The sequence below is a fragment of the Planctomycetota bacterium genome (assembly GCA_016872555.1).
GTDB lineage: Bacteria > Planctomycetota > Planctomycetia > Pirellulales > UBA1268 > F1-20-MAGs016.
In genome coordinates this window covers 1-13822 of the sequence record VGZO01000037.1, presented here as the reverse complement: position 1 = coordinate 13822, position 13822 = coordinate 1, and the positions used below count along the sequence as shown (strand labels likewise).

Annotated in this window: 7 protein-coding genes and 1 pseudogene; 3 read left to right on the top strand and 5 right to left on the bottom strand. The window is 67.1% G+C overall.

The window, feature by feature from the left end; genetic code table 11:
• Positions 1–63: 63 nt before the first annotated feature.
• From FJ309_12405 to FJ309_12385, 5 genes and pseudogenes are all read right to left on the bottom strand, one after another.
• A complete protein-coding gene (locus FJ309_12405; protein MBM3955398.1) occupies positions 64–906 on the bottom strand; it encodes an SMP-30/gluconolactonase/LRE family protein in 843 nt (280 codons plus the stop codon).
• Positions 907–993: 87 nt separating this feature from the next.
• Positions 994–2571 (bottom strand): annotated as a pseudogene (locus FJ309_12400) (sulfatase).
• Entirely contained in the window at positions 2568–4331 is a 1764-nt protein-coding gene (locus FJ309_12395) for an alpha/beta hydrolase (GenBank protein ID MBM3955397.1), read from the bottom strand. The pseudogene FJ309_12400 and the gene FJ309_12395 overlap by 4 nt, the downstream one beginning before the upstream one ends.
• Before the next feature lie 44 nt (positions 4332–4375).
• A complete protein-coding gene (locus FJ309_12390) occupies positions 4376–8992 on the bottom strand; it encodes a cytochrome C (protein ID MBM3955396.1) in 4617 nt (1538 codons plus the stop codon).
• Positions 8993–9119: 127 nt separating this feature from the next.
• The gene (locus FJ309_12385; protein ID MBM3955395.1) at positions 9120–9833 is read right to left on the bottom strand and encodes an FkbM family methyltransferase; all 714 of its coding nucleotides are present in this window, start codon (positions 9831–9833) and stop codon (positions 9120–9122) included.
• Between the two features lie 1306 nt (positions 9834–11139).
• Between FJ309_12385 and FJ309_12380 the strand changes: the two genes are divergently transcribed.
• The 3 genes from FJ309_12380 (at position 11140) to FJ309_12370 (ending at position 13553) form a co-directional block, all read left to right on the top strand.
• Complete coding sequence (locus tag FJ309_12380; protein ID MBM3955394.1) at positions 11140–11724, top strand: DUF4303 domain-containing protein; 585 nt, start codon at positions 11140–11142, stop codon at positions 11722–11724.
• Positions 11725–11859: 135 nt separating this feature from the next.
• Positions 11860–12066: a hypothetical protein gene (locus tag FJ309_12375; protein MBM3955393.1), complete on the top strand. Its 207-nt coding sequence runs from the start codon at positions 11860–11862 to the stop codon at positions 12064–12066.
• Positions 12067–12800: 734 nt separating this feature from the next.
• Positions 12801–13553, top strand: coding sequence for a hypothetical protein (locus FJ309_12370; GenBank protein ID MBM3955392.1), 753 nt, complete (start codon positions 12801–12803; stop codon positions 13551–13553).
• Positions 13554–13822 lie beyond the last annotated feature (269 nt).

Here is a 13822-nt window from a genome sequence, read left to right as displayed (position 1 = left end):
CCGAAGAGAGTGGGCAGGGCAGTGCCGTCGTGGAGAGGGATCAGCTTCGCGGCGAAGGTGCGCTCAGCGCTGGTTGTCGCCGGCCCAGCGGATGCTCGACAGGCCGGGCACGTCGGTGCGGTAGCGCACGACCCGCGTGCGCTCGACCTCGGTGACATACACGGTGCAGCCGTCGGGGCCGCCGAAGCAGATGTTGCTCGGCTTGCTCCCGAGGACGTCGATCTCGCGGAGCACGTCGCCGTCCGGGGTGAGCACGGCGACCACGCCCTTGCCGTAGCGCGTCACGTGGAGGTTTCCCTCGACGTCGCAGCGCATCCCGTCGAAGCCATGGTCGGGAAAACGCTTCACGAGGCGTTTCTCGCCGAGCGACCGGTCGGGGAGGAGCGGAAACGCCCACACGTTGCGCTGGACGCTCTCGTTGACGTACAGCGTGGTGCCGTCGGGACTGAGGTCGATTCCATTCGTGGTGCCCATCGCCGTGGCGAGCCGGGTCGTCGTGCCGTCGCGGTCGATCCGCCACAGTTGCCCGGTGCCGTCCTTCCAATTCGGGTCGCTGGCGTAGAGCGTGCCGTCGGCGCTGATCGCCAGATCGTTGGGCTGGTTCATCCGGTCGTCGTGGGCGAAAAGCTGCGGCTCGCGGCTGCCGGGGGCCACGCGGAACACGTTGTGGTTGACGTAGTCGGCGATGAACATCGTCCCGTCGGCGCCGAACCGGATGCCGTTGCCGACGCTCGTGCCGGGCAGCTCCAGGAAGACGTCGGCAGCGCCGTGGGGAAAGACGCGGCCGATCGTCCCCTCGCGCGAGAGATTGACCGCGAACAGCATGCCAGCGCGGTCGCAGGCCGGGCCCTCGATGCCCGGCGTGAACGCCCCCTCCGGGGTGACCGGCTCGGCGACGAACAGCATGCCGTCGTCGGCGTTGTCGCGGGGCGGTGCCACCTGCCGCGCCCGCCGACGGGCTTGGCGCGGTTCGGCCGACGGGTTGGGATCGGTAAACGGCGGGCGGTCGAAGATCGGATCGGGCGCGACGCGCGGATCGCCCGCGGCTGTCAGCGCGTCGAGGAGGCGCGCGGCAAGTGCCGCCTCGACCGCGGCGTGCTCCGGTCGGCCGGCGACGTTGGTCACCTGCCAGGGATCGGTGCGCAGGTCATACAGCTCGACGGCCGGCCGGCGGGCGAAGGCGCGATCGTGGATCGCCCGCCACTTTGGCTCGTCGGCCCGGGCGACGAGCCAGGCTTTCGTGGGGCTTGCGTCCATGTCGGCATACACGGCGTACGTCTCGCGGGCGACGTCATCGGGATCGACGGCGCCTGCCGGTGGCGAGCCCATCGGAAAACGGTCGGGGGCGAAGTTCCGCACCAGCAGCCAGTCGCGCGTGCGGAGGGCACGGACGGGGTAGGGGAGGCGACCGTCGCGGGCCGCGGCGACGTGCCGCTCCCGGCCGATGATCACGCCGTCGCGCGCCGGATCGATCGTGCCCCCCATCGGCGCGGTGAGCTGCGGCAGCAGGCTCCGCGCCGTCAGGCCGGCGGGATGGGCCACGCCGGCGACGTCGAGGAACGTCGGGCAGAGATCGGGCAGCGTGACGAAGTCGTCGATCACGCGGCCGCCGACGCCCCCCGGCACCCGCGCCACCAGGGCCACCGCCGCACCGTGGTCGTAGACGTTGCATTTCCCCTGCGGCACGCCCGGCATCCCGTGGTCGCCACTGACGACGACCAGCGTGTCGTCGAGGATGCCGCGGGCCTCGAGCTCGGCGACGAGCGCGCCGATGATCGCGTCGACGGCCTGGACCTCGCCAAGGTAGTCGGCGACATCCTCGCGGACCTCGGGCACGTCGGGGAGGAACGGGGGCAGTTTTCCTTCGAGCGCCGCCGGGTCGATCCCCCACAGCGCCCTGCCCGACCCCTTCACCCAGGTGCGGTGGGTCGTCGTCGGGCCGCAGAAGAAGTGCCACGGGGCAGCGGCGGGGCCGTCGTCGAGGAAGGTCTTGAAGTTCGCCCTGAGCTCACCGAGTACCTCGGCCCGGGCGGCGGCCGGGTCGGCCCCGGCCGCGACCAGCTTCGTCGCCTCTTCCGACACGTTGTTCGGCCGGCGGCCGGCTTTCTCGTAGGCGTGGGTCTGGCCGCCGAACGGGGCGTCGGCCGGCTTCCCTGGGCTCCATACCTTGTAGCTCTTCCCGAGCCGGTACCCAGCCTGCTCGACGAGGCCTGGCCAGGTCGGGATCGAGCCGTCCCACTCCGCCCCCTGGAGGATCGCCCCGCGGCCGCACTGGAAGAAATGACGACCGGAGAGAAGGGCGCTGCGGCAGGGAGTGCAGGAGGGGGCGCTGACGAACGCGTTGCGGAACAGCACCCCCTCGCGCGCGAGGCGGTCGACCGCCGGCGTCGTGACGACGTCGTTGAGCGTCGGGCGGCCGTCGAGGCCGGCGTAGCAGCGCGCGTAGCGCCCCCAATCGTCGGCGAACACGAAGAGGATGTTCCAGCGCGGGGCATCGGCTGCCGCGGCCGGGCTGACGAGGCAGGCCATCGCGACGAGGGCCACCGCACCGAGGAGGCGCCGGAGGGTCATTTCGTGGGCTCCGTGGGATCGAGTCGGTCGGCGAGCCACGTCGTCATCCGCTCGAGGACCGCCGGCGCGATCGTCTCCTCGAGCGCGTCGTACTCGCTGATGGCGCCGGTCGTGCAGGTCTGGAACAGATGGTTGCAGCCGGGGATCGTCTCGACGGCGGAGTCGGGATTCGCCGCCGCGCGGATGGCGGCCTCGACCGGTGGACGGTTGAGGGGGGGATCGACCTGCACGTCCTTCTCGCCGAACAGGGCGAGCACCGGGCAGCCGACCTTCGCCAGGTCGGCGGCCGGATCATGGACGAGGAAGTGGCGAAACCACCGCGACGACAGCCGCAGCACGCCGCCGGCCGCGAGCTCCTTGACATCTTGCCCGTCGAGCACGGCGCCGCCGAGAGCGGCTTCGAGTCGCTTGGCGACCGCCGCGATGATCGGGGCCGGGTCGGCGTCTGGCGGTGCCGACGTAACCGCGTCCATGAGGATCGTCTGCATCGTTCGTTGGCGCTCGAGGCGCTCGGGGTCGGCGAGCCCCTCCGCGCGAAGCACGAGCGCTCCCTGCGACAACAGCACGCGCTTGCCATCCACGCCAGCGCCCGCCAGCAGCACGATGCAGGCCGTCTCGCGCCGCTCGGCGGCGACCAGCGCCGCGATCGCCGCCCCCTCGCTGTGGCCGACGACGCCGATCCGTGCCGGGTCGACGCGCGCATCGGCGGCGAGATGGAGCGACGCCGCCAGCGCGTCGCGGGCCAGGTCGGCGGTGGTCGCCGTCTCGGGATTGCCCCCCGATCCGCCGACGCCGCGGTCGTCGTAGCGGAGCACGGCGATCCCGGCGCGCGACAGCCGGTCTGCGATCACGGCGAACGGCTTGTGGTCGAAGAGCGTCTCGTCGCGATCCTGCGGCCCGGACCCGGTGACGAGGACGACGGCCGGAAAGGGGCCCGGGCCGCGCGGCAGCGTGAGCGTGCCGGCGAGATCGATGGCGTCGGTGTCGTTGCGGAACGTCACCTCCTCGGCATCGTAGGGAAACGGGCCGATCGGCGTCTGCGGGCGGCGCTTCGCCTCCGCGCCGGCGTCGATCACCGCCCCTTTGACGAGCACCAGCGGCAGCGTCGCCCCGGCCTGTTTCCAGGTTCCCGCGAGCGTGGTGCCATCCTCCGACAGCTCGCCGGAAAACTCACCGCGGACCGCCGGCACGTTGATCGTCCACTTCCGGCCGTCGACCGTGAGGCTGCCTCCGAACCCTCCCACTTCCTGGGTGACGCTGTCCATCCACACGCGGCGTTTGCCGTCGTCATCGAGCTTCACACGGAACCGCAGCGCGAGTTTCTGGACGACGGCGTTGAGCGTGCCCGTCCAGACCTCGTCGGCCGGGGGCGGGAGCGGTGTGCCGTCGGTTCGGCGGAAGACGAGCGCCAGCTCGGCACCGCGTTGCTTCCAGATACCCGTGGCGACCCCCTTGGAGACTGCGCCGGAGTAGGCCGCCGCCGAGGCGGGCAGGTCGAAGGCGAGGCGCTCGCCGTCGTCGACGACCGTGGCGAGCTCGAAACGCCGGTCCCCCTCGTCGATGCTCCGCAGCCGGTGTTTCGCGGTGCCGTCGGCCCCGGCGACCGATTCGATCACGAACCGGAACTGCCTGTTCCCCGCCTCGAGCTCGCCGTACCACTCGGCGGTGCCGGCGGCGTCGTCGGCAGGCTGCCGGGCATGGCCGACCGGCCCGACGGCGAGCCACAGCGCGATCACGAGGCAGGGCAGGGCACGCCGCATCGGAGACTCCGCAGGGGTGAGGGACGACCACGTGGCGGCGCCGGTCACGGCACCGGCACGAAGCGCAGGTAATCCAGACCGAACATCCAGGCCTTCGTCGCCGCCGGGTTCTCGCCGACGATCTCGACGGAGAGCGTCGCCATCCCCGGCTCGAGATCGACCGTGGCGATCGGGATCTCCGCGGTGTGGACGACGCCTTCCTTGTGGTACAGGTCGAGCGGCGGGGCGGCAGGGGCGTCGTTCCACTTCAGGCTCACGGTCCCGTAGTCGTGGGCCTTCGTGCAGACGGCGCGGACTTCGTGGCGCCCGGTCACCGTGACCGGCACCGTGAACACCAGGCGACCTCCCGGCCGCGCGCCTGTCCACCATGTCTGCGAATTGCCGCTCCAGCGCCCCGCCTTGAACGACTCCATCCCCTGCGGCCGGACGTCGCCGGCCGACTTCGAGGCGACGTCGAGCTGTTCTCCTTCGATCGCTCCGGGGATCCGCCCGTCTTTCGTGAACGGCGGCGGGCCCTCGCCCGGCAGCGGCACCTGCGTCGGATGCCGCAGGTAGGCGACCAATGCCACCGCCGACGCCTTGGGAAGCTGCGCGAGTTGGTTTTCCGGCATTAGCGACAGCGGCGAGAGGACGCGCTGCTCGATGTCGGCCACCGGCACGGTGACCTGCTCGGTCGGCGTCTGGAGCGTGACCGCCTCGGGGGACTCGCGGATCACGATCCCGGCGATCGACCGGCCGTCGGTCGTGACGACCGTGGTCGTCTGGTAGTCGCGGCCGACGACCGAGCTGGGATCGAGGAGATTGGCGAGCAGGTATTCCAGATCGGCGCGGTTGGAGCCGGTCAATTCCGGGCCGATCTTCGCACCTGTGCCGTGGAGCGCGTGGCACGTGCCGCACGTCTTGGCATACACCTCGCGGCCGTGCGACAGGTCGGCGCCGTCGAGCGCCTTGGGGCCGAGCAGCTTTCGCCACGTGGCGAAGTCGGCCTGACGGTCGGCCGGGGTGGAGCGGATCGTGCCCCACACGGCGTTGAGCTTGGCGAGGACCGCCGGATCGGCCGACCCGGCGAGGCGCTGGACGGTAAACGCCGACAGGTCGCCGCGCGGCACGCGGCCGGCGTCGATCGCGTCGAGCAGGGCGATCGTCCAGGGCGCCCGCGACACGAGCGTGGCGATCGCCGCGGCCTTGGCCTCGGGCGCGAGCGTCGCGTAGGCCGCCAGCAGCGCGGCGGGGGTGCGGTCGTCGGGGATCGCGGCCAGTGCCGTCACCGCCCGCGTGGCCACCGGGGCGTCGTCGAGGAGCCGCTGGAGGACCGGCGCCGTCGCCGGATCACGCGCCGCCACGAGCGCTTCGAGGGCCTCGACGCGGCGCTCCAGGGCCGCCTTCCGATCGGCGAGCACCGCGCGCAGCCCCGGCAGCACGCGCTCGTCGCCGAAGCGCACGGCGACGACGTCGGCCAGCCGGCGCACGTCGGCATCGGCGTCGCCGCGGAGGGCGTCGTATCCCGCCGTCCAGGCCTTCGGCATCGGCATCCGCCCGCGGGCGGCCAGTGCCGCCACGATCTCGTCGAGCATCCACCGGCGGTCGGCCGACGAGGCCTTGGCGAGTGCAGCCACCAGCGCCTCGTAGCAGGCCTCCTCGCCGGCCGCCCGGCGGACGATGAACCGCGACACCGTCGGGATCTTCGACCGGGCCGCCAGCGCCAGGGCCCGGGGCGGGTCGACGACGACCAGCGGCTCGACGACATACCAATTCATCAGCGGCAGGTTGTGGTCGTCGGCGTCCTCGGCGTGGGTCACGAGCGCCTCGGCCACGGGCCAGCGCGCCGCGGGCGGCAGCCGCAACAGCGCCGAGCAGAGCTCGAGGCGGACCACCGGCGAGGGATCGCCGAGGGCGAGCTGCGTGCCGCTGGCGACGAGCACGTCGACGGGGATGTCGTCCCGCTGGCTGGCGAGGCGCACCGCCCAGCCGCGCACGGCCGGATCGGGATCGCCGAGCAGCTTCTCGAGGCCGGCGGCATCGAGCAGGCCGGTGACCGACAGGGCCCACACGACACGCAGCCGCTTGGCCGCCGTCGAAGCAGACTCGAGCGCCCCCCGGAGCCGCGCCGGAGTGTCGCTCGCGAGCCGGCCGGTGGCGGCGCGCTCCTGGAGCAGGCGCCGGGCATGGCGCACGAACCAGTCGTTGTCGCTGGCCAGGTGGGCGACGAGCTCGGCATCGGTCGCCTTGCCGAGATCGACCTTCACCCCCTGCGGACGGCCGTAGCTGACCTTGTAGATCCGGCCGTTGCCCCGGTCGTGCTTGGCGAAGTCGTGGTGGTGGCACTGGTTGGCGTCGTACCAGTCGATCAGCACCATCTGGCCGTCGGGCCCGGTCTGGAGCGAAATGAACTGCGACCAGGTGTCGTTGGCAAACAGGAAGTCGGGGTCGCCGTCGCCGACGTAGCCGCTCCCGGCCGGTTCCAAACGGTCTTGATTGAGCCGGGCGCCATGGATGTTGTTCATGAACAGCTTGCCGCGGTAGCGCTCCGGCCACGCGCCGCCGAGATACACCATCGCCCCGCAATGGGCATGACCGCCGCCGATCGCGTCGGACTTCTCGCGGTCGGCGTTGTTCCACTGGCCGCCGGTCCAGTGGCGGTGGCGGGCGATCGTCTTGATGTCGTCGTAGGTGTGGGGATTGAAGTGCTGCCCGGCCTGGCGCTGGTAGCGCGCCAAAGGAATCACGTGGTACAGGTGCGGGATCACGCACGCGGTCTGGAAGGCGTGGCCGAGGTCGTTGAAATCGACGCCCCAGGGGTTGCTCGTCCCCTCGGAAAAGACCTCGAACAGATGGCGCGTGGGGTGGTAGCGCCAGATCCCGGCGTTGATCCGCTTCCGCGCGTCGTCGCCGGCCCCCGGCTTGCCGACGTTGGAATGGGTAAACACGCCGTGGCAGCCATACAGCCAGCCGTCGGGCCCCCAGATGAAGGCGTTGAGCGTCTCGTGGGTGTCTTCGTAGCCCCAGCCGTCGAGGAGCACCTCGGCCGGGCCGTCGGGGCGGTCGTCGCCATCGCGGTCGGGGATGAAGAGAAACTCCGGCGCCGCCCCGACCCACACCCCGCCGAACCCGACCGCGAGGCCGCTGACGAGGTTCAGCCCGTCGGCAAACACCTTCCGCGAGTCGAGCGTCGAGTCGCCGTCGGTGTCTTCGAAGATCAGGATCCGGTCACGGGCCTCCTCCTTCGGCACGCGCTTGGGATAGGAGTAGGCCTCGGCCACCCACAGCCGGCCGCGGTCGTCGAAGCACATCGCGATCGGCTGGCAGACATCGGGCTCGCCGGCCAACAGCGTCACCTGGAATCCCGGCGGCAGGCTCATCGCCGCGGCCGCTTCGGCGGGAGCGAGGCCATTTGCCATCGCGCGCCGGCGGCGCGGCTGGGCGGCTTCCCAGTCGGCGAGGCTCACCGCCTTCCGCGCCTGGGTATGGAGAAACGTCCCCTTCTTGTTCGACACCAGCACGTCTGCCCGGCCGTCGCCGGTGGCGTCGCCGACGGTCACCTGGACACCCACCCCGGAGTCGTCGTGGATCAGGTGCGGCACCAGCTCGACGCCGTCGGCCGAGCGCGTGGTGCGAAACCAATACACCACCGCCGCCGCGTCGGGCTCGGGGTCGCCTTTCGCGCCGTGGGCCCACCAGCGCTTGCCGGTGACGACATCGTCGACACCGTCGCCATCGATGTCGGCCAGCGCCAGCGCGTGGATCTGCGAAAACGCCACGCGAAACGGATTGTCCGACGGCGCGTCGCCGGTGATCGGGCGCTGTTCGAACGAGCGCGTGCCATCGGCGGCGCGCGACTGCCGGTACCAGGAGAGCCCGTAGCCGTGGGCGGCGAGGCTCGTGATCACGTCGGCCAGGCCGTCGCCATCGACGTCGCTGACGAGCATCTGCGCGCCGCCGGGGCGCGAGAAGGCGACTTCGTTCCGCTGCCAGAGCGGATCGCCGGCGAGCGATTCGGGCTGGCGCCACCAGCCATTCTTCTCGAGGATGTCGGGGCGGCCGTCGCCATCGACGTCGCCGACGCCGAGGCCGTGGGTGAATTTCCCTCCCGCCACCTGCGGCGAGATGCGATGAAACGTCCACGGCTGCCGCGGGTCGGCACCGGCCGTGGCATAGCCGAAGAATCCCCCGACCGAGCCGACGATGTCGGGCTTCCCGTCGCCGCTCACATCGGTAAACGCCGGCGACTCGTTGTCGAGCTCGGCGACGGCGACATGCTTTTTCCAGTGACCCACACCGGGGTCCTTCCCGGGGTTTTCGAACCACGACGCATCCTGACCCGGGAAGCCGTAGAGCACGATGTCGTTGCGGCCGTCGCCGCTGACGTCGCGGACCCAGACGAAAAAATTGTCGGAATATCCCGCCGGGTCGAACGGCTTGGCGGGCATGAATTCATGGCGCTCGGAAAACTCCGGACCGCGATACCACCACGGGCCGGCGACGAGGTCGGCATGGCCGTCGCCGTCGAGGTCGCCGATCGCCGCCCCTTCGGCGACGAACGACCGGTCGAGCGCCCGCGTCGAGAACGTGACCAACTCGCGCGACGATTCCGCGGCCGACGCGGCGAGCACGCCGGTCACGAGCAGCGCCGCGGCGGGAGCGAACGGGGAGCGAAGGGCCATTGGAACCTCCACGGGAACGGCGCCGCTGCACCGCGGGAGGGCGATCGCGTGTCCCCCCGGTGGCCAGCGACACCGCAAGCAGCGTAGCCCGCGGCGTTTCCGCAGACAATCGCGCGCCGGCCTCGGCTCAGCCGGGCAGCCACGCGGTGTTGGCATGCACCTTCCCGGCCGGCGCGTAGCCGAGCGGGGCGAGCACGCGCTCGAGCCACGCCTCGGGGGGCCGCTCGAGGAGCAGTGCCGGTCGCCAGCGTCCGATGAGGCCCAGGGCACCGGCCAGCGCCTCCTCCTCGGAGCCCTCGACGTCGAGCTGGACCACGTCCACCGGCCGGTCGGCGGGGATCGTGTCGTCGAGGCGCACGACCGCCACGCCGTCGGGCCCGGCATCGCGCGCCGCATCGACGTGGCTGGCGCCCCCGAGGGGAGTCCCTTGCTCGTCATGGGTCACCAGCGCGACGCGCCCCGCGGCGGCGCCGAGCGCGGCATGGTGGAGGACGACGCCGGTCAACCCGTTGAGGGCGATCGTGAGCCGCGCACAGGCATGGTTTTCGGGATTCGGCTCAAACGCCCACACGCGTGCGCCGTCGGCGAGGCTCCGCGCCACTGCCGGGAGGAAGTCGCCGAAATAGGTCCCGGCGTGGACCACGTCGCCCGAGCGGCGGTGGGCGATGATCCAGGCGATCGTGTCGGGCTCCCAGACATCGCCGGCGAGGATCCGCCGGGCAGCCGGTCGGTGGCGGCTGGCAGCCGGCACGCAATACAGCCCGTGGACGTTGGCGGCGACGAGGCACTCGAGCGGCGCGCCGGGCAGCGGGGCGAACGTGTCGCCGGTGTGGGATGTCATGACGATGCCTCGGCCGAACGCGGTGGAGCGGTCACGGTACCGCGCGAGGGCCCGGCCTGCATTGGAAACCTGATCCAGGCGGTATGAAGGTCACCGCGGCCTTGGCCGAGGAGACTTCAAGGGCGACACGACGACCGAGACGGCATAGCCCGGAGCCGGTGATCGCGAAGCTGCTCTTGGCTCGAAAGGCTGAAACTGATGCCCGGGCCAGCGCCGGGGCAACGCCGGCCGCGGCGGGAGGCGACCGGCCCGAACGCTCAGTTCGTGGAAGCTGGGTCGAACGGCAAGTCTTCGGGGGGCGTAGACGCCTGCGCAGGGGGTGCGATATACTGCGGTCTGCGCTTGTGATTCACCCGCGGGGCCTGGCTCGGTGCGGACTGCAAGTCGCGACGGAGGTAAAGCTTCGGGACGCTCTTCGCTTCGTGGCCCAGGTGCGTTAACAGGCGCGCTGGGACGTTTATACAGACTGTAGAAATACGAGTTCGCAGGCTCTGGTTTTATGCGGTGCATAGGATGACGACCTCTACCGTGGAGTCCAAAGAACGTCTGACGCGACTGCTGCGGTTCTCCCGATGGTGTGCAGTTCTCCCCGGTGCGCTCGGGGTCAGCGGGGTTTTGGGGTGGTATGCAGCCGGGGGGCGTACGGAGGATGTAGGCCCATTTTATGTGCTTGGCATTCTCGCAATTGGCCTGGGACTGCTTCTGCTCCCAGTTGGCTTGGGATTGGTGGTTCTTGCTTTACGCCGAGGTGCTTCGAGCCGGGCAGTTGTCTTGGGCATTTCAATACTGCTTGCTAACCTTCCACTCGCTGTAGTGTGCTGGAAGATGGCAGGCTCTTTACTCGATTTGCACATTGTTACGATCACGAATTCGGCGGATCGTGTTTTAGGTCCGGTTCGCGTTTGGATCGAGCCGGCACTTGCCCCAGATCATTCCGTTGAATTTGAGGCTCTGCAGCCCGGCGACACTCGCACATGGGTTTTGCATTATTCGAACGAGGGAGTAGCGACCTTTCGGGCGCAAGATGGCTCTAACACGATCGAACCAACTGCGGACGAGCCTGTCTTTCTCGGCATTGGTCAGCCGATGGAGGTCCAACTAGAGTTTCACGACAACGGTGAGTATAAACTTAACGGGGCATTTGCCAGACGGTGGTGGTGGCTCACCGCGCTCCGGAATTGAGCACTCCGGCCGAGATCAACCTGCGAACAAGGCGGTGAACGGGAGCCGCCGGTGACGCGGCTTTTGAAATCATAGCTTTTTGGCGGCGGCCCCGTTACCGCGGTCGTTAGCCGAAGGTGGACCGATGGCATTGACCGTACTCGACCAACTTGCCGATCACGTTCATGCGGCGCTGAAGGCTGCTTTTTCGGAGCTGATCCGCGCAAACCCGGGTCAGCACTTCTATGCTTTCGCCGTGTTCACGGACGATTCGCTTCAGTTCATACACCCCGCCGCCAACACGGAGGAGGCCTTGACCGCAACTGTCCAGCGCTACCGGGAGACCGTAGATCCCAAGTATGGGTCAACATCGACTCGCGCGGGAATGCGGTGGTCGTACGGCGACTGGGGTCACTTCGCGAATTTCGGCGAGGAGCATTTTGCGGAGATCAACGAAGCCCTCATCGAATATATCGATGGGCCGGAAGAAGAGTTCGAAGCCCGGATCGACTCGCTTTGGGCCGCAGTCTTGAGCGGATTCCAGCGGCTGGAGAAAGACGGCTTTTTCGGCTCAGGGCCTGAGCGCTCCAAAATCACATTGGCATTGGTCGGCGACCTAGATGGGGAATTGGTCAATAGCTGGGTTTCGGCGCTTAATCCGCCAGATGTAGCCAATCGTTTCATCAACTGGAACGCTGACGCACCGGATGACACGAGCGAAAACGGCTAACCAGCCGTTGCACCTGACGCGGCGGCATCTCGGGTTTTCAGGGTTCAACGTGTCACCAGCCGCCGCGCAGGTGAACGGTGTCGTTACGCCACGACCGCAATCGATTCTTTCGACACTCATTGGTGAGGCACTCTGATGACCATCTGGGTTGGCCGCTTTCTGTCTGGATTTGGTGTGTTCCTTGGGATCTCTGGTGCGATTGTTCGACGCATGTACGACTCAGCACAGTTCGTCGAGGTGTTTGGGGTTGGCCGATGGTCTGTGATTGTTGTTTTTGGCATCGCGTTGGCATTCATCGGTGCGGGTTTTTTGATTCTCAAGAAGTCCGGCGACATGAAATGATCAAGCGTCCGCGGACGATGGGCCAACTGGAGTGCTGTGACTCCGACAAAGACCACGTGGTCGGGCGATCCAGCATCAATCGGGAAACGGCTACGCGGACCATCGCTGGCGGATATATTCCCGGTCAAACGCAATCGCCGCAGAGAATGTGGCGTAACCAGGGCGTCCACCCGAGCGGCGGATCGGGGCGGAATCAGAATGGAGAGTCACTTGGCCGCCGCCGGGTGACGCCTGTCGTTACCCCTGAGGGATGATTCCAGTTTAGACGATGCACACGATTTGCTGTCAAATCCAAATGGACAGGCTTGAAACGTTGACAGAGGAATGCATCAACGACCTCATCCAAACTCTTTCGAGTCAGATACTGAACGTTACATCGGAATCAGGCGACGACAATGGTCGCTACATCAACTTGTTTGTGGAGTCAGATGATGCCGTCGGAGCCTGGGATGCAATGAAAACCTCATTGCTTGCCGACAGTATGGTCGGAAATGAGATACGAACTGCGGCCATCGTTACCATGACTGGCCGGAACGGATGGGACGACTACCTTCTACTGCATCATTTTGATCCGATTCAACAGCTGGACACGATCCAAGACATGGGGTAACAATGGATTGCAGCGAAGCGGCGATGACGTGCACCATCATTGGAAAGTTTCCTTGGCGCCGCTCGCTGAATCCAGCCGTTCGTGCATTGGGCGGAAGTGAGCGTAGGATGAGGGTAGAAATCTGATGAAAACTGCCGTCGTACAAATTGCTTCATTCTTGTTCGTTGCGTTGACGCCATATGCAAGTTTAGCCGCCTTTCCGTTGTATGTGATGGCAAACCTTCTACTAGGTCCCGCATCGCTTGTTTCGCTACTCGTAACCTCGCAGCAAGTTGGTAACACGCTCGAATTCTCCGAAACAGGATTCGCACGTCGAGTGTTCCAAGCGTGGTACTGGTCCAACGTAGGGATAGCAATTCCATGCATTAGTGTTGCCTTGTACCTTTTCATGTTCGGATTGCAGCGGGGTGACCATATTGTGGTACGGCGTGATACACGCGAATTGAGCAGGCTTTCTGGACGAATCGACTTATTGATTGGGCACTCGAAGAATGACGCTGATCCCAAAGGAATCAAAACGTTGTTGGCGTACATCATGTACGATCCATCGCGGGGATACGAAAAACTCGACGAATCGATTGGCGACGGGCGCGATGTCTCGGTTACCAACATTCGCCTAAATGCAAAGGGATCAAATACCTTCTCCTATGGATCGATCTGGAATCGAACCAGCGACCTTTTGGCCGTACAGGATCGCGAGTTTTCGCGGAAGGATGGCAATGTCTTTCTGATCCTGCAGACAGGTTCCTACCCATACGATATCATTCAATTGCCTGAGACTTGCCATGCGACGGAAATTGATGGAGTGATTCGGTTCGCGAAAGACCAATGCGAAAAGATGGGCGAGACTCGCTTGCGGCAACTCGCAACCAGATAAAGCACGAACAAAATGTTGGACCGAAGCCCCCGTCGGTCCGTTTCGAACTTTAGAGACCGTGATGGCGGGGGCTCGGTCAACATGGTCGTTCGGCGAAGGAGAGACAGTGGCTAAGCAACATAAGATTGGACTAGCAACCATTTGTCTTCACATCAGTGCCGCGTTGTACGTTATCGTTGGCTTGGTACTGTTTCCGTTGTTCCTTTCCGACGACGAAACAAGCCTTGGATTTCCATTTGCGGTTGTTATGTTATTGCTTTGCCTCGCCC

What these genes read in the sequence shown, in the direction of transcription:
- FJ309_12405 (MBM3955398.1), bottom strand. Translation starts at nt 906, where the DNA reads ATGCTGTTCGTCGCCGAGCCGGTCACCCCGGAGGGGGCGTTCACGCCG.
- FJ309_12395 (MBM3955397.1), bottom strand. Translation starts at nt 4,331, where the DNA reads ATGCGGCGTGCCCTGCCCTGCCTCGTGATCGCGCTGTGGCTCGCCGTC.
- FJ309_12390 (MBM3955396.1), bottom strand. Translation starts at nt 8,992, where the DNA reads ATGGCCCTTCGCTCCCCGTTCGCTCCCGCCGCGGCGCTGCTCGTGACC.
- FJ309_12385 (MBM3955395.1), bottom strand. Translation starts at nt 9,833, where the DNA reads ATGACATCCCACACCGGCGACACGTTCGCCCCGCTGCCCGGCGCGCCG.
- FJ309_12380 (MBM3955394.1), top strand. Translation starts at nt 11,140, where the DNA reads ATGGCATTGACCGTACTCGACCAACTTGCCGATCACGTTCATGCGGCG.
- FJ309_12375 (MBM3955393.1), top strand. Translation starts at nt 11,860, where the DNA reads ATGACCATCTGGGTTGGCCGCTTTCTGTCTGGATTTGGTGTGTTCCTT.
- FJ309_12370 (MBM3955392.1), top strand. Translation starts at nt 12,801, where the DNA reads ATGAAAACTGCCGTCGTACAAATTGCTTCATTCTTGTTCGTTGCGTTG.